This is a genomic window from Pseudomonas antarctica (assembly GCF_900624995.1).
Classification (GTDB): Bacteria; Pseudomonadota; Gammaproteobacteria; order Pseudomonadales; family Pseudomonadaceae; genus Aquipseudomonas; species Aquipseudomonas antarctica.
The window spans coordinates 1-16,036 of sequence record NZ_UYXQ01000094.1; the positions used below are offsets into that span (position 1 = coordinate 1).

At 59.0% G+C, this 16,036-nt stretch carries 11 protein-coding genes and 3 pseudogenes; 8 read left to right on the plus strand and 6 right to left on the minus strand.

Annotated elements, in window-relative coordinates; translation table 11 throughout:
- Positions 1 to 9 precede the first annotated feature (9 nt).
- Together E0F99_RS24140 and E0F99_RS24145 are read right to left on the minus strand one after the other, a co-directional pair.
- Positions 10 to 576 (minus strand): annotated as a pseudogene (locus tag E0F99_RS24140) (RND family transporter); the annotation flags it as partial.
- Positions 577 to 592: 16 nt separating this feature from the next.
- A complete protein-coding gene (locus E0F99_RS24145; protein WP_173667155.1) occupies positions 593 to 1,627 on the minus strand; it encodes a WD40/YVTN/BNR-like repeat-containing protein in 1,035 nt (344 codons plus the stop codon).
- 420 nt (positions 1,628 to 2,047) lie between these two features.
- On the opposite strand from E0F99_RS24145, the gene E0F99_RS24150 reads away from it, so the two are divergent.
- Complete coding sequence (locus E0F99_RS24150) at positions 2,048 to 3,163, plus strand: Gfo/Idh/MocA family protein (protein WP_083358669.1); 1,116 nt, start codon at positions 2,048 to 2,050, stop codon at positions 3,161 to 3,163.
- 370 nt (positions 3,164 to 3,533) lie between these two features.
- The gene (locus E0F99_RS24155) at positions 3,534 to 5,216 is read left to right on the plus strand and encodes a M10 family metallopeptidase C-terminal domain-containing protein (protein ID WP_083358670.1); all 1,683 of its coding nucleotides are present in this window, start codon (positions 3,534 to 3,536) and stop codon (positions 5,214 to 5,216) included.
- Positions 5,217 to 5,276: 60 nt separating this feature from the next.
- Here E0F99_RS24155 and E0F99_RS31275 read toward each other — a convergent pair.
- Positions 5,277 to 5,789 (minus strand): annotated as a pseudogene (locus tag E0F99_RS31275) (methyl-accepting chemotaxis protein); the annotation flags it as partial.
- Positions 5,752 to 6,051, minus strand: a complete 300-nt coding sequence (locus E0F99_RS31280) for an MCP four helix bundle domain-containing protein (protein WP_408003443.1) — start codon at positions 6,049 to 6,051, stop codon at positions 5,752 to 5,754. The pseudogene E0F99_RS31275 and the gene E0F99_RS31280, both read right to left, overlap by 38 nt.
- 331 nt (positions 6,052 to 6,382) lie before the next feature.
- On the opposite strand from E0F99_RS31280, the gene E0F99_RS24165 reads away from it, so the two are divergent.
- The 4 genes and pseudogenes from E0F99_RS24165 to E0F99_RS24180 form a co-directional block, all read left to right on the plus strand.
- On the plus strand, positions 6,383 to 7,810 hold the full coding sequence (locus tag E0F99_RS24165; protein ID WP_083358671.1) for a nucleobase:cation symporter-2 family protein: 1,428 nt from the start codon (positions 6,383 to 6,385) through the stop codon (positions 7,808 to 7,810).
- A 12-nt stretch (positions 7,811 to 7,822) separates the two neighbouring features.
- On the plus strand, positions 7,823 to 8,284 hold the full coding sequence (locus E0F99_RS24170; RefSeq protein ID WP_083358672.1) for an LEA/WHy family protein: 462 nt from the start codon (positions 7,823 to 7,825) through the stop codon (positions 8,282 to 8,284).
- A 5-nt stretch (positions 8,285 to 8,289) separates the two neighbouring features.
- Positions 8,290 to 8,841 carry a GNAT family N-acetyltransferase gene (locus E0F99_RS24175; protein ID WP_083358673.1) on the plus strand — a complete coding sequence of 184 codons (552 nt, stop codon included), beginning with the start codon at positions 8,290 to 8,292 and terminating at the stop codon, positions 8,839 to 8,841.
- 103 nt (positions 8,842 to 8,944) lie between these two features.
- Positions 8,945 to 9,409: pseudogene (locus E0F99_RS24180) on the plus strand (type 2 periplasmic-binding domain-containing protein); the annotation flags it as partial.
- On the opposite strand, the gene E0F99_RS24185 reads toward E0F99_RS24180, so the two are convergent.
- On the minus strand, positions 9,402 to 9,656 hold the full coding sequence (locus tag E0F99_RS24185; RefSeq protein WP_083358674.1) for a hypothetical protein: 255 nt from the start codon (positions 9,654 to 9,656) through the stop codon (positions 9,402 to 9,404). The pseudogene E0F99_RS24180 and the gene E0F99_RS24185 sit on opposite strands and share 8 nt — an antisense overlap.
- A 163-nt stretch (positions 9,657 to 9,819) precedes the next feature.
- Between E0F99_RS24185 and E0F99_RS24190 the strand changes: the two genes are divergently transcribed.
- Complete coding sequence (locus tag E0F99_RS24190) at positions 9,820 to 10,140, plus strand: ElaB/YgaM/YqjD family protein (protein ID WP_016979401.1); 321 nt, start codon at positions 9,820 to 9,822, stop codon at positions 10,138 to 10,140.
- A gap of 32 nt (positions 10,141 to 10,172) precedes the next feature.
- Here E0F99_RS24190 and E0F99_RS24195 read toward each other — a convergent pair whose 3' ends face one another.
- A complete protein-coding gene (locus E0F99_RS24195; protein WP_083358675.1) occupies positions 10,173 to 11,210 on the minus strand; it encodes an Ldh family oxidoreductase in 1,038 nt (345 codons plus the stop codon).
- A 169-nt stretch (positions 11,211 to 11,379) separates the two neighbouring features.
- Here E0F99_RS24195 and E0F99_RS24200 point away from each other — a divergent pair.
- On the plus strand, positions 11,380 to 16,036 hold a 4,657-nt coding region (locus tag E0F99_RS24200; protein ID WP_130908964.1), incomplete at its 3' end, for a dermonecrotic toxin domain-containing protein.

Sequence of the window (16,036 nt, forward strand, 5' to 3'; positions counted from 1 at the left end):
CAGTCACGTGGACTGGTCTTGTGGGTCCGGGTAGGACTCCAGAAGGGGGGTGTCGACTATGCTCGACATGAAGGCGGTAGCCACCAGGAGACCGGTCTGGCCGGACTTGAGCACGTTGTTGCGCAGCTGGTCGAGGCTTGCCGGTGAGCCGTTGTAGCTTTGCGGGATCACTTCGCCGCCGGCAAAGCCTTCTTCGGTGACTTCGGTCCAGCGCACGCTGGGGCTCCACAGCGACTTAAGGCCTGAGCGGTCGACACCGGAGATGTAGAACACCTCGTCGTTAATCTGGCGCAGGGTCTCCATGTATTCCTTCGTGAAGATGTCACCGTCCTTGGCCTCCACCGAGATGCGCACCGTGTTACCCAGGTTGGCCAGGTCGTTGCGGTGTTCCATCATCTTTTCGATGAAGGGGTGCTTGAGCGGGATCATCTTTTCAAAGCTGGTGGACGGGCGAATCAACGTCGCCTGCCAGAACAGAAAAATGCTCACCAGCAGGCAGATAACGATCACTGCCGGGCGGTTGTTGAAGATCAGGCGCTCAAGAAAGGTCGCTTTATCGTTGTGATGACTGCTCATTCTTTCCCCGCCCTTATTATTGTTTTACGCGTTCAGCGCCACTGGCCGTGGCGACGCGAACGCCACCCTGCCCGACCAGAATCAAGTTGCCGTTGCCTGCCGCCGTGACCGCCGAGAGTGAAATGCGATCCGGGCGATTGAACACGCTGAAGGTCTGCCCGTCGTCGTGGCTGACCACCACGCTGCCGCCGTTGCCGACCACCACCAGCGAACCGTCGTCGAGCAAGGTGGCGCCCGATAAACCGAACTCCAAGGCACCGCGCGTCGCGTTCAGTTCGACCTGCTCCCACGTGCTGCCGAAATCCGTGGAGCGGTAAAGATTGCCGCGCAGGCCATAGGCCAACAGGGTTTGCGGTTGAGCGGTGCTGATCACGCCAAACAGCGAGCCTTCGTACGGGCCTTCAAGTTTTTCCCAGGTCTGGCCGTCGTCGCGGGAGCGGAACATGCTGCCCTGCTCACCGACGATAAACAGGCCAGCGTCTTTAATGTTGGCGATGGCGTTGAGGTGAAACTGGTCTTCGTTGTCGAGGCGGTCGCTGACATCCTCCCAGGTTTTGCCGCCGTCGGTGGTTTCGATCAATGCACCGTAGGCGCCCACGGCCAAGCCATGCTCGGCGTCCTTGAACCAGATGTCGAGCAACGGCGCTTCGCGCTTGAGGTCTTGATATTGCTGGGTCCAAGTGGCACCGCCGTCGGAACTGGCGAGGATTTGCGCGTCATGGCCCACGGCCCAACCTTGTTTGTCATCGACGAAAAACACCGCCGTGAGCAATTGCCGGGTCGGCACTTTGGCTTGGGTCCAGGTGCTGCCCTGGTCATCGGAATAGAGGATATGCCCGCGATCACCGACCGCCACCAAGCGCTTGCCTGCGTGGACCACATCGATCATCAGGCCTTTGGCGGCCTTGGGGGACTCAATCGCAAACACCGGTTGCGCGCGGGTATCGCCGGCTGCCAGCACGGGTACCGACAACACCCCAAGCAGCGAGAGCGCTGTGGCCAGCATCGCAACCCTGCGTGCGGCACGCGGGCGGCAAACAACCCAACCCATGACAGGCTCACTCATAGACCTTTCTCCCGATTTATTATTGTTAGGTCGTCTCGCCTTCCCGGGCTCTGAAACCTGCAATCTAGAGCGCCTGGAGGAAGCAGGGGCCATCCTATCGGGGTTTCGAATCGTCTGACAATCGGCGCTACGTTATCTTTTGTTAACTGGCGGCTTTTGGCCATGGCCTGAATATGCCTGCATTACTGCGCTTGATGATCGTCCCCACGCTCGGCGTGGGCATGCATCCCGTGACGCTCTGCGTCGCGTGCGTTAACGGCGGGACGCGGAGCGTCCCCTGCGGCACTCCCACCCGGAGCGCGGGAGCGACCAGCAACAATGAATTTTTATTCCATATCTTGAATTATGTGAATTTTTATTCCATTAATAACCCTCTTGAAAACAATAATTCAAAGGACCACCGCTATGCGTGAACTCGGAATCGGCCTGATCGGCACGGGCTTCATGGGGCGCGCCCACGCCCTGGCGTTCAACAATGCCCGTGCGGTATTCGAACTGCCGGTACACCTCAAGCTGGCCGCCCTGGCCGATGCCGACACCGAACGTGCCCAACGCTGCGCCACGGCCTGGGGTTTTGCCCAGGCCCATGGCGCCTGGCAGGCGTTGATCAACGACCCTAAGGTTGATGTGGTCGCCATCACCACGCCCAACCACTTGCACTACCCCATGGCCATGGCGGCGATTGCGGCGGGCAAGGCGGTGTATTGCGAAAAGCCGCTGGCCGTCAGCCTAGAGCAGGCCGACGCCATGCGCCGTGCCGCGAGTGCCGCTGCAGTGGTGACGCGCGTCGGCTACAACTATCAGCACAACCCGATGATCGGCCTGGCACGGCAGATGATTGCCAATGGCGAGCTGGGCGAGATCATCAGTTTCCAGGGCGAGTTCAGCGAAGATTTCATGGCCGACCCAGCCTCGCCTTGGTCGTGGCGCTGCGAAGTGGAACATGCCGGGGGCGCCCTGGCGGATCTGGGCAGCCATCTGCTGTCGATGGCGTGCTACTTGGTGGGTGATGTGCACAGCGTGTGCGCCGACACCCAGACCGTGCACACCAGACGCCCGGCCGTCAAAGGCAGCAGCGACCTGAAACCCATCGCGGTAGACGATCAGGTGCATGCCCTGCTGCGATTCGCCAATGGCGCGCGCGGTACGGTGAGCAGCAGTTGGCTCAAACATGGCTATAAGAACCACCTGAGTTTTGAAATCAGCGGCACTCAAGGCACGCTGGCGTTCGATCAGGAACGATTGAATGAACTACGCGTGTGCCGCGTCGGCCAGGACGGGTTCCAGCGCTTGCTGGCGGGCCCCGCCTTGCAAGGCTATGCCGCCTTCAGCCCGGCCGCCGGGCATCAACTGGGCTACAACGAGTTGAAGACCCTGGAAGTGCACGAGTTGATCATAGCACTGGCCGGGCAAGGCGCGGATGGCACCGACTTTGAGGGCGCCTGGGCCGTCGAACGCCTGGCAACCGCTATACGCTTGGCCGCAATACAAGAGCGATGGGTCAACATCAGCGAGTTTTAGAACACCGGCGGCCCTCAACTTGGTTGGCGTTCACCTCACGTGTTCGCCGCCGAGCACGGGCACGGGCACGGCGCCCTTGGCGTGCGCCAGGCCTCTGGTGATGCGCAAGAATGGTTAATACACCACGGGGCCAACTTTTTAATCGAGTAACTTTTCGCGTAGCCCGCACAATTAAATCCGACGCACTGACACTGCTTATCATACGCCCTTCGCAACACCGTAATAGGGCAATTACGCGCCTATCCCACACCGATCATTCTACGTCACACATAGACATATACCGCCCATTGGTACGCCTTGGCGAAACGTTTATTTTATCGCTTCATACCCATTAACGTTTGCACTATCTCCACTCTTTCCAGGGATTTCCATGTCCATCATTCGAGCAAATACGCCTGCACCGTTTCACGCCCCTCAGCACAACATAGATCATCTATCGCCCCCCATCAAACAGGACCTGCCACGCACTTCCTTTGCAGGAGATATCGCAACACAGCTCACCCGTGAAAACTATAGAATCAAGGATAGAAATGGCGATGGTCAAATAACCGTCGGCTACAAATTCTTCAACTCATCCGACCCTCAAGAGTCCTGGCTTAAACACAGTGGAGCACTGGCGTTCAGCGAAGCCAGGAAAAAAGCCTTCAGAAGTTCACTCAAGGCATGGGAGGACGTGATTAAGGTCAAATTCACCGAGAATGCAAAAGACGCCGACGCCATGGTGGTCGTTCATGGCAATAACGGCGTGGGGGGTTACGCCAACTTGCCCACTGATTACGGTGGGACCATGAACATCGCAATCGGCTTGGGCGACAAAAACTCACCTTTGAACGCTTCAATGGTTCACGAAATCGGTCATAGCCTGGGGCTCGGGCATCCAACCGGAACGCACCCCGAAAACAACAAAACCCATACAGCCATGTCCTACAACACCCATTTTTGGCGGCCCCGCGATGAGAATGGCGTTAGCGTCTCGGATAGCACATCCACCCCAATGATGCGTGACATTGCCGCAGGTCAGAGTCTCTACGGCAGCAACAATAAAACCCGCACGGGTGATACCACTTACGGCTTCAACTCCAATTCTAAGCGCGATTACTATAGTTTGACCTCCTCCGATGAGCTGGCGGCCTTCTGCGTGTGGGATAACGGCGGAAATGACACGCTGGACTTTTCTGGCTTCCAGCAAGACCAGAAGATCAACCTCAACGCCGAGCAGCTTTCGAACGTAGGCGGCAGGGAAGGCAATGTGTCTATCGCCAAGGGCGTTGTTGTGGAAAACGCCATCGGCGGTTCCGGACACGATCTCATTATAGGTAACGCGTTTCGCAATCGCATAACTGGAGGGGCTGGGGGCGACAAACTCTACGGCGGCGGCGGCGCTGATACGTTTGTATATGACAGGGTCAGCGACTCCTCTGCGAAAAGACCAGACATACTTCTGGATTTCGCCAGCGGCGTCGATAAACTTGATATTTCTGGAATATTGAAAACGGCGGGAATTTCCAAATTAAATATTACCGTGGCGCCCCCCGGCCAGGGCGGCACGATGGCGAATCAGAAAGGCGAGTTGATGCTGGACTACGATCAAAAAGTTAACTTGCATAGGTTAGTTCTAAATGTGGGCGATGGCGCCAACGCTGTATTAATGATCCTTAGCAAGACCCCCTTGAAACCAGACGATATATTGACCGGCGCCCACTCACAATCCCCAATCACACCGCGCACACCAAAACCAGGCCTGACACCCTATAAAACCTTTAACTATGATGCCGTCTCAGACTCGGGTTACCGCAACTCGCACTTGCTCAATAATTTTACCACCGGCAAGGACAAAATCGACGTGAGTAACATGAGCAATAAGACACACGTGACGTTTAACCACGTCGCTGCATACACGGGTCGCGTTGGCGACACTGTTCTTGCGCTCAACCCGGCAACCCATAGGTACTACATCGGTATTGATATGACGGGAGATCGCAGAACCGACTTTTTGGTCAGAAGCACTAAGCCCATCAGAAGCGAAGATATTATTGGTGTCAACTTCCAGTAAAGCGGCGGTCTCTAAACGCCAAGGCGGGAGCGGCGCACTGCCGCTACCACGCACTTAGGGTCAGATCACGAACCGCGCCACCATCCCATTCAAATCCACCGCCAGGCGCGACAACTCATGGCTGGCCGCGCTGGTCTGGTTAGCGCCTGCAGCCGACTGGGTCGCCAGGTCGCGGATGTTCACCAGGTTGCGGTCCACCTCACGGGAAACCTGGGCCTGTTCTTGCGACGCACTGGCGATCACCAGGGTGCGCTCATTGATCAGGCTGATGGACTGCGCGGTGGGGTGAGCCAACGCCCGCACTTCATCGGCCACCACCGCAAACCCACGCCCGGCTTCACCGGCGCGTGCCGCTTCAATCGCTGCGTTGAGCGCCAACAGGTTGGTCTGTTCGGCAATCGCGCGGATCACATCGAGTACCTTGCCAATGTCACGGCCTTGAGTCGCCAGGCCTTCGATCATCACCGAGGTGTTTTGTACGTCCTGGGTCATGGTCTGGATCGCGCCAACGGTTTCCACCACGCGGTGACGGCCTTCACGCGCTGCCTGGTTGGACTGGTTGGAGGCTTCGGAGCGCGACGAAGGCTTTGTAAAGCGCTGCCTCTTGCGCACCTGCCGGCAAGACCGCATAAGCACTCTGCGCCTGCTTGACCTTGCCCACAAGTGCGCCTATGCGTGTCTTAGCCTCTTCCAGGGCGCCGGGCTCGCGGTTAACCACTATCCGGAAAGACAGAATGCGCAGGCGCAGAACGTTCTCGGTCAAGTTGCCTAAGTACTTCACACTGGGTAATTGATTGGTCCCCATGTCCAGCGTGGACTGGCGAGTCTGCGTCATGCGGTTGACGGCAAAGACACCGAGGATCACAACCAGCACGCAATGAACGCAAAACCGAGAAACGCGCGAGGGGCAATATTCAGGTTACGAAGGGACCTAGGGATGCTCTCGAGAAGTCGTGTTGGCGCGCATCCCTGCCGCGACACGATCAGTCGGCGTCAACGCGTCTGCGACCTTTGCGCACCCTGAGTTTTAATAGTTGGGTGGGCTTACCTACGGTATCGACGGGTGTGTGAAATTTATGCAGGATGTTTCGAAATATTTTTACACACTTCTGACAGCCAGCACTTTCTGGCATCCTGCGCGCCCCTTTCCCTACCGGGCCTGTATTTTGTCTGACGCTCAAACCCCTCGCCCCCGCTATAAATCCGACCTGATCTACGGCCTGGAAGACCGCCCGCACTTCACCGCGGCGATGTTTGCCGCGTTGCAACACGTACTCGCCAGTTTCGTCGGCATCATCACCCCCACCTTGATCGTCGGCGGTGTCTTGGGCCTCGAAAGCGAAGTGCCGTACCTGGTGAGCATGGCGCTGTTCGTATCGGGCCTGGGCACCTTCGTGCAGGCGCGCACCTTCGGTCCTATCGGTTCGGGTTTACTGTGTTTGCAAGGCACCAGCTTCTCGTTTATCAGCGTGATCCTCAGCGCCGGTTTTATGGTTAAGGCCCGTGGCGGTGGTACTGATGAAATCCTCTCGACCATTTTCGGCATCTGTTTTTTTGCGGCCTTTATCGAAGTGGTGTTGAGTCAGTTCATCGGCAAACTGCGCAAATTGATCACCCCAGTGGTGACCGGCACCATCATTACCTTGATGGGGCTGTCGCTGATCAAAGTAGCGGTCACCGACATGGCTGGCGGCTTTGGTTCCAGTGACTTGGGTGCCGCGAGCAATATGGGCCTGGCGGCGCTTGTGCTACTGACCATTGTGGTCCTTAACCGCTTCAGCAACCCGTTCCTGCGCCTGGGTTCAATCGTGATCGGTTTGACCCTGGGTTTTGTGGTGGCCTGGTGGATGGGGCGCGTCGACCTCGCGGCATTGCCTCAAGTACCGCTGATCAGCGTGCCGGTGCCGTTCAAGTACGGGTTCTCGTTCGACTGGGTGGCGTTTATCCCGGTGGCGGTGATCTTCCTGATTTCGCCGCTGGAAGCCGCTGGTGACTTAACCGCCAACTCGATGATTTCCCAACAGCCGGTCAAAGGCCCGCTGTATATCAAGCGCATCAAATCGGGCCTGTTGGCCGACGGCCTGACCTCGGCGATGGCGGCGACGTTCAACAGCCTGCCGATGGTGACCTTCGCCCAGAACAACGGCGTCATCCAACTGACCGGTGTGGCCAGCCGCTACGTGGCGTACTTTATCGCCGGCCTGCTGGTGCTGCTGGGGCTGTTCCCGATGATCGGCGCGGTGCTGCAACTGATGCCCAAGCCGGTGCTCGGCGGCGCCACGTTGATCATGTTCGGCACCGTGGCGGTGGCTGGGATCAAGATCCTTGCAGAAGCCGGGCTGCACCGGCGCAACGTGCTGATCGTGGCGATCTCGCTGGGCATGGGCCTGGGCGTGGCCGCCGTGCCGCAAGTGTTGCGCGACCTGCCCAAGGCGCTGCACAACATCTTCGAGTCGCCGATCACCGTGGGGGCGTTCTGTGCAATCCTGCTGAACATTTTCTTGCCCGAAGAGTTCATAGAACTGGAAGAAGATGAATTTGATCCGGAGTCCTCTACCCTCAAGGTCATGCAGGATCCGGACGTCACGAAATAGGAGCACCTTTATATGCGCAAGCTCATGGTTCTATCGTTACTGCTGCTGACCTTGAGCGCCTGCGCGCTGTTCCCCAACCGCGACCCGGTGAACATTACGGTGGTGGGCATCGAGCCCCTGCAAAGCCAGGACCTTGAAGTGCGCTTCGCCGTGAAGCTGCGGGTGCAAAACCCCAATGAAACGGCGATTGACTACAGCGGCGTAGCCCTGGACCTGGACGTCAATGGCCAGCCATTGGCGTCTGGGGTGAGTGATCAAACCGGAAGCATCCCACGCTTTTCCGAGACCGTGCTGTCAGTGCCGGTCAGCGTTTCAGCGTTTTCTGTATTGCGCCAGACCCTGGGCCTGAGCCAGACCCAAAGCTTGAACAATCTGCCTTACGTACTGCGCGGCAAACTCTCGGGTGGCCTGTTCGGAACCCTGCGTTTTGTCGATCGCGGTACGTTGAACCTGCCGAACACGGCGACCTGGTAAACGCCATGCAACCGACTTTGTTCACCGAAAGACTGATCCTGCGCCCGCTGACCCTGGAAGATGTCGAGGGCGTGCAGCAGCAATTTGCGCAGTGGGAGGTGGTGCGCTACCTCAACGCCGAAGTGCCTTGGCCCTACCCGGCCGACGGCGCTCGCCGCTACTTGGAACAGGTCGCCTTGCCAGCCATGGCCCGCGGCGAGCAATGGCATTGGTCGATCCGCCTCAACAGTGCGCCGGAACAGTTGATCGGCAACATCAGCCTGATGGACCAGCAGGACGACAACCGTGGCTTCTGGCTGGGCCCGCAATGGCAAGGCCAGGGCTTGATGACCGAAGCCAGTGCGGCGGTGACCGAATACTGGTTTGAGGTGCTCAAGCGCCCGCTGATGCGCGTGCCCAAGGCGGCGCCTAACGAGGCGTCGCGGCGGATATCCGCGCGCACCGGCATGCGGTTGATCAGGACGGACGAGGGGCAATTTGTCGAAGGCAGCTTCGCGCGGGACATTTGGGAGATGACCCGCGAGGAGTGGCTGCAACTCAAATCCCCCAAACAATGAAGCGCCAATGTGGGAGCAAGCCCCCTCCCACATGTTTAACCGCATTCAGTCAGTGATATAGCGTACGCCCGGCTTTTGGCGCTCATCCACCACCAGTTCAAAGAGATCCGGCCGTGGGCTGGCACCGACCTTGCGCGCCAACCCGTTGAAACCCGTGATCAGCGAAGCGCTGGACCGTTGCCGGCAGAGCCTGGCCCCGGGCAGTCTGGCGCCAGGCCAGGAAGGCATCAGCCTGGAGGAATTCGTCACCCGTGAACATGTGCTGGTGTCGTCGGCCGGGTTTATCGGGATTACCGATGAAGGCCTGGCAGCGCAAGGGTTGAGCCGCGAGGCGTGTGACTCCACCAGCCACTTTGCCACGCGGGCGTTTTTGCTCAAGGGCAGCCAGGCACTGGCAACGATACCCGGGCATGCCGCCGAGGCCATTGCGCAGATCACCGGCTCGCGCGTGCTGCCGTGGCCGCTGGCGCTGCCGCGCTACCCGGTGGAGCTGGGCTGGCGCAGTCAGACCCAGCTCGATCCCCTGTTGCTTAAAGTCCGCGAGGCGATCGTGGCATGCTTTATTTAGCGGCGGCCATCAGCTTGTTGACTTCGCTGCGCACCATGCTGGAAAACTCCGGCGGCGACATGCCATCAAGCTCGGCGCGCACCCACTCGGCCCATTTGCCCTTGCGCTTGGAGCGCTCGCCAAACAACCGCGCCGCTTCGCCCTTGGCCTTGCCCAGGTTGGTCTGCCACAGGTCATAGAGGCGGGACTTTTCATCTTCCAGCTCGGCGCGTTCGGCGAGGGTTTTGTTGGCCAGATTGAAGCTCATGTTGAATTACCTGCTGCACAAATAGGTGACATCTTACACTGTAGGTCGAGAGTTCCTGATCCGGATTTTGCTCCTCTTCACGCCCACGCAAAAAAACTGCAACTTTTCTCGCCGCCCAATACTCCATTGTTCACTGTCACATTCACCTGTAAGGAGTCACACAATGGCCCGCAAAACTGCCGCCCAAGCTGTTGAAGATCAAATCAAGGATCAAGCTTTCAGTGAACTGACGGCGTTGATCGAAGAATCGGACAAATTGCTCAAGAGCAGCGCTTCCCTGGTAGGCGAGGAAGGTGAAACCTTGCGCGAACAGGTCGCCATCAAGCTCAAGCAAGCGCTGGACTCGGTGTCCAACGTGCGTGAGCGCAGCAAGCCTGTGGTAGATGCCACCGAAACCTATATCGGTGGCCACCCATGGCAGACCGTGGCCATCTCCGCAGGCTTTGGCCTGGTGGTCGGCCTGTTGCTGGGCCGCCGCAACTGAGCCATGGGGGCTGTTGCTTGCAGCAGCCCCGCTTAACCTTCGGCCAGTGCCTGCAGTTGCTGAAGATCCTGCGCTTGAATCTCAATACCGGTTTCCTGCGACTTCGCCCGTGTGCGATGGCGCCTATCACCTGGCAACCGCCGCAACCCCGCCGCATGCATCTGCCGCACCAGTTCCTGGCTGCGCTCGGCAAAGTGTTGCCCGGCGGTCTTGCTCGGGTCGATCAGGATCAGCAACTGACCGGTCCAGGGTGTGCGTGCGCCCGGATGATCCGACCAATTGAACTCGAACGAAAAGTGACCTCCCGTCAACGCCGCCGCCAGCAGCTCGACCATCATCGACAGTGCTGAACCCTTATGCCCGCCAAACGGTAACAGCGCACCGCCTTCGAGAATGGCCTTGGGGTCCTGGGTCGGCTGGCCCAGACTATCGACACCCATGCCCGGCGGCAGGCGCTCGCCCTTGCGCGCGGCGATCTGCACGTCGCCATGGGCGATGGCGCTGGTGGCCAGGTCGAACACAATCGGCGCACCGTCTGCCCGGGGTGCGGCAAACGCAATCGGGTTGGTGCCGAACAGCGGGCGATCGGCACCATGGGGCACGACGCAGGTCATGCTATTAACCACGCTGAGGGCAACCAGGCCTTCTTCGGCGAACGGCTCGACATCCGGCCACAACGCGGCGAAGTGATGCGAGTTATGAATAGCCAGCAGTGCAATACCCGCACTGCGGGCCTTATTTACCAGTAACGTGCGGGCCGCCGCGAGCGCCGGTTGGGCAAAACCATTGCAGGCATCTACCCGCACACAACCGCAAGCGACGTCGGTGACCACCGGCACCGCCTCGCCATTGACCCAGCCGCTGGCCAGGGTGCTGAGATAACCGGGGATACGGAAAATACCATGGCTATGGGCGCCATCGCGTTCGGCGCTGGCGCAGTTGTGCGCCAGGATGGCCGCCACCTCTGGCGAGGTGCCGTGCCTGACGAAGACCTGTTGAAGCAATACCACCAACTCAGCGAACCCGATTGCGGTTGAAGCCTTGGCAACTGTCGGAGACTGCGCAGACATTTGAAGCTCCGTTTTTATGATTGGAAGGGGCAACGAATGGATATTCAGGCCCCGATTAAACACCACGCACGGCCTCTGCTGTCAACTTGCACGGGGGCTGATTATTTACCCCAGCATGCCACGGGCGCGTACTTACCCTGTCAACGTCTATGCACTCTGGAGACAGACTATGGTCCGCGTGACCCCGGCGTATTTTTTCGACGAATTCCTGCTGCCCTTGAGTAGAAAAACACCCAGCGAGCGCGAGCGTGAGCTGGGGCTGACCGTCAAAGACCTCGACTGGCTGCATACCCTGTATTACGCCACCGATACTGCCCGCCAGGATAGCCGCAAGCAAAGCTACCCGATGCGCGTCGAGAAGGTGCTGATCACCGTGGAGGGCCAAACCCCGATTGCGCTCGCCGGCGCGTTCTTGATCAGCCCTACCCCGGACGGCGCCAAGGCCCTGCTCTACACGCCCTATGGCGGCATTCAGGTCTCTGACAGTCATGCTTTGCTCCTAGCCGAACTAAGCGAGCAGTTGGCGGATTCGGGTCAACGCGTCGAGTTGATGAGTTTCCTGTCGATCGCCGAGCGTGACGCATTACCCGTCGGCACAACCTTGACATTGACCACTGCGACCGTCGAGGGCGCCGTCATGGAGGATCAGGAGAAGACGCTCCAGGCCTGCCAGCAGGCAAATGTGCAAGCGATGCTTGAGCAGCTGCAAAAGACGCCCACCTTGCCGAGCATGCTCGACACACTGCTTGGCATCATGGCGCACGCTTATTTCCCGGGCCTGGATCAACGCGATACGCGGGTGAACTGTTATGTACAACACCCGGGCGAGCGCACTCGACGCTGGGTCGAGTCCCTGCCATTAAGCGAAGCGCTCTTGCAGTTTTATGTGAGGCACGCCTGGCCTTCGGTGCAAACCCGCGAATTCCTGAACCCAAAGCATGTCACGGCTGCGTTCACCCAACCCCAGCGGGAACAAGATCAGCAGCATTGGCAAACGCTGATCGAACAGACGTCGAGCACCCTGGCAAAACTGCTGGACAGCTTGCTGCAGACCTATTGGAGTGAAGACATCAACAACGGCAGTTCACGCCTGGATCTTTTCGCGCAGGTCGTGGCCGAGAAGTTTCGTGTGGATATTTTGCTCAAGCGCCAGACACAGGTCATCAGCGCCGACGAATGCCACATGCTCCAGGCCATGTTCCTCAGTGACCAGAGCGCGCGCAGCGCCTACGCGGCGAAACTCAGTGTGGAAAAAGTGCGCCTCTACGCGCCTTACCAGCACTACGTGGAATTGGCCAGCACGCTGATGATCAACGAGAGCCACGCGTACCTGTATACGCAATCGCGCGGGCTGCAGGTGCTCGCAGACATGGACGACCTGAAAGCGGCTTTATTGAGCATGCTCAAGGCGGCTGGCCACGAAGACGAGCTACTCAACTTTCTGTCCCTGGATGAGCGCAACACGTTTATCGGTCTGGACCAGATAAACATCGCTGCGAGGCCGATCACCGGGGGCGTTTTTTCAGGCATGGTCGAAGACATTGCGCGCAAGCAAATCAGCAATATGAATCACGCCCTGGCGCTGTACCGTCGCAGCGATGGTCAAGTTGATCCGGCCGCCCTGCTCGATAGCGCCCTGGACGTGCGCACCATGCTGGATAATCGACTGGCGCCCCTGGACACGTTGGGGCGCTGGACTGTCCGCCCCGTCACGAGCATCAATGACCGCCCCTCGACGGTCAAGGCAGAGCGCGCCAAGCAGCACCTGCTGCAACTGGAGGCCGCCGCAGACGCGCTGGCCGCCGAACGGCCAACGCATCCGACTTTACGCAGCATGGCCACCCTTGCCCTGAACGTACAGTTGCAGGCACGGCAACTGGAGCTCAAGGCCGATGAGGTTTATGTCAATACTTACCCCTCCCGTGCCATGGAGCGAGAGGAGCGCCTGCCAGTGTCCTCGCTGAATATGGTTGAACACTTCATCGAACACCTGGCCCTTGAAGCTGGCGCTGTTCCTACCTCGTCCAGAACCGGGTTTTACAGTAAACGTGAGCAGGGAGCAGCCCAGCAACTGCACAGCATCACCCTGAAAATTTTCAACGCGGTCATCGATAGCGTGATGGGCGTGTTTGTCAATCACGACATGCGCGAGCTGCCGCGTCTGTTTCTCGGCAACACCCACGCCAAACACGCGCAATCAATGCTCCTTGGCTTACGCAGCGAGGCCGAACTGAGGCGGCTGGGCAAGACCCTGCCGCCCCGCAGCCACGAAGTGCTCGATACCGTACTCAGGCCTGACAGCCTGGCGCGCTTGACCCGCCATGGCCTCAACGGTTTTTTGCCGGATGCCTACGCATTGACACTGAACAAGGACACGCCCGAAGCCCCCCAGGCGCTTGCCAACCTGTTTGTACTGACTGAACGCGGCGGCATCGACCCGCAGCGCTCGGGCCATGCCGTGCTTTGGACACCTCGGCACGGCTATGAGACGTTTACCTCGATTCAAACCTTGCGCGATGAGATGACACAGCGCCTGGAGCATCCGGTCAGGCGCCTGGACTTGCTGGAAAACCTGCCAAGCCTCTTGCGCGTGCCGCATCAGGTTTATCGATTAGGCCCCCTGCGGCGCATTGACGAAAACTTGCTGAATAATCGCCTGAAAACCTACAGCGATTACGTCATGGACGGCGTCGATCACCTGCTGTCCATGAGGTTGCCTGCTCGGGCCTTGCAAGACCGTCTGGACGGGGTCATGGAGCAGGCGGCGCCTACCAACCTCATCCGGGCCATGACAATGGCGAGCAGCATGATCAACCAACAGGCTCTGCCCGTCTGGCTGGGCATGGCGTCAGCCCGGGACCAGATCCACCAAGCGGAACTGCTTGAGCAATACCACACCAACGCCCCCGACGAAAAAGACTACTTGCATGGCATCAAACCGATCCGTGAACACACCGCCACAGCGCTGCTGGCGCTGCTCAAAGCGCGTTTTCCCGACCAGCCCCTGGACCCCGAAGACATCCTGATTCCCCTCCATGAGGCGCTCGATGTACATGTCTACAGCCTGACCGATTTTGCCTTGCGGCACTGGCCCAACCTGGACGCCGAAGGCATCCGCCCACGCTCGCGCAACGCCACACCCCTGCCGGCGACGCTGGATGCCAGTGCGGTAGTCCAAATGGTCCTACAGCTGGATCTGAAAACCGCCTACCAGACACTGTTGCAGAGCGAACTCAACGCCCATACGGAAGAAGCGCGCAGCCGCCGCCGCCGGTATTGCCAACAACTGCCTTGGCAGGCGCTGCAATATGCTCACCAACTGAAACTGCAAGAGCGCCTTTCAGCGCAGGCCCTGAGCCTGGTCCAGCAGGCGTTTGACATGCCCGACACATTGGCGCGCGCCTCGCTCGGCGGTGCGGCAATGCTGCGTCCGCTGGAGTTGATTGCAACCGAAGGTGCTGCCACCGTCAACGTGTTGGGCATGTACCTGATCGGTCCTGAACCTGGCGACTCTGGCCCTTTGGTGCTGTATGCGCCCTACAGTGAAAACCATACGTTCAAGGAGTACGCGAGCGAGCATGCGCTTCTGGATGAGTTGCAGAGGCCGGGAGAGCTCCAGGACTGGGTGATCACGCACCTGGAAGCACCTCATCAAGCCACCTACCGCAATTTGCTGCAAACCCAACGTCATCGCCCCTGCGAGATCAGTCTCGCGTCGGCCGCAGTGGCAGGCAACCTGCTGCACTACCTGTTCAGCGAAAACACGCAGTGCCTGCTCAAGATGTTGGGCTGCCAATTCGAGCACGGCGCCAAGGCGCTCTGGGACAGAGTGATCAGCCTGTTCGGCAAGGAGATTCCCACCGCGGTGCAGTTCATGGCTGGAAAACTCGCTTATCCGCTGGTGGTTTGGCGCAGTTACAAACTGTTCAAGCGCTCAGCCGAGGCGCTGCAGCTGCACCGATGGACGTGCGCACTGAAGGACTTCATCGCAGGCGTGGCGCAAATAGCCATGCTGCGCAGTGAACTTGAAGGCAGCGCAAGCCCACCCCCAAGCGTCGAGGAAGTGTCGGTGGGCGACCTGTCGGCCTCAAATCTGCCCACAGCGACAACCCTTGCCACTCTGGAGATTACCGCACCCTCGCGTACCGGGTTGCAGCCGTTCGAGGATCACAGCGTCGCACTGAACGACCTCGAGCAGAGCACCTCCAGCCATATTTACCAAGACAAAGCGAGCGGCAAAGACTATGTGGCGCTGGCGGGCAAGGTGTATTCAGTCAAGAAGAGCGCAGAACACTGGAGGCTTGCCAACGACAAAGAGGCAGGGCCTTATGTGGGTCGCAATGAGCAGGGCAAATGGGTGTTGGACCTGAGCCGTCATAACCCTCGCTTCGGCAAGGCCCTGTCGCGCCTGCGCACGCGAATCGACTTACGTGGGGCGATCAATATAGAAGCGACGGGCATAAGGGCAATTGCCGCCCTGTCACCCTGGAAGGCTCAAGTCATCAATGAAGCGTTGAACGTAGCGACTTATTACGCGGTGACGTGCAAGCGCAACCTCGCTCACTTTTCAACGCTGCGCGACCCCAATAGCCGGTTGGGGCTGTTTTTTGGCGAGATGTTCGGCGTCATCACCCTAAGCCCGGATCAGGTCACCAGAATCGAGAAGGTCGTCGACGCCATACTCGAACAATTAAGCGACCCCACCTTGACCGGCCCAGACTCCAACCGCTTTGTCTGCGGGACCAGCCGCCATAATGCATCAACACAATTCGCCTTTGTTAACCCCGATGATATCGATCGCAAGCTGTACTTGCTCAATCGGTTTT

Excerpts from the sequence above, each read along its gene's own strand:
- E0F99_RS24145 (WP_173667155.1), bottom strand. The coding sequence starts at position 1,627 with ATGGGTTGGGTTGTTTGCCGCCCGCGTGCCGCACGCAGGGTTGCGATG.
- E0F99_RS24150 (WP_083358669.1), top strand. The coding sequence starts at position 2,048 with ATGCGTGAACTCGGAATCGGCCTGATCGGCACGGGCTTCATGGGGCGC.
- E0F99_RS24155 (WP_083358670.1), top strand. The coding sequence starts at position 3,534 with ATGTCCATCATTCGAGCAAATACGCCTGCACCGTTTCACGCCCCTCAG.
- E0F99_RS31280 (WP_408003443.1), bottom strand. The coding sequence starts at position 6,051 with ATGACGCAGACTCGCCAGTCCACGCTGGACATGGGGACCAATCAATTA.
- E0F99_RS24170 (WP_083358672.1), top strand. The coding sequence starts at position 7,823 with ATGCGCAAGCTCATGGTTCTATCGTTACTGCTGCTGACCTTGAGCGCC.
- E0F99_RS24175 (WP_083358673.1), top strand. The coding sequence starts at position 8,290 with ATGCAACCGACTTTGTTCACCGAAAGACTGATCCTGCGCCCGCTGACC.
- E0F99_RS24185 (WP_083358674.1), bottom strand. The coding sequence starts at position 9,656 with ATGAGCTTCAATCTGGCCAACAAAACCCTCGCCGAACGCGCCGAGCTG.
- E0F99_RS24190 (WP_016979401.1), top strand. The coding sequence starts at position 9,820 with ATGGCCCGCAAAACTGCCGCCCAAGCTGTTGAAGATCAAATCAAGGAT.
- E0F99_RS24195 (WP_083358675.1), bottom strand. The coding sequence starts at position 11,210 with ATGTCTGCGCAGTCTCCGACAGTTGCCAAGGCTTCAACCGCAATCGGG.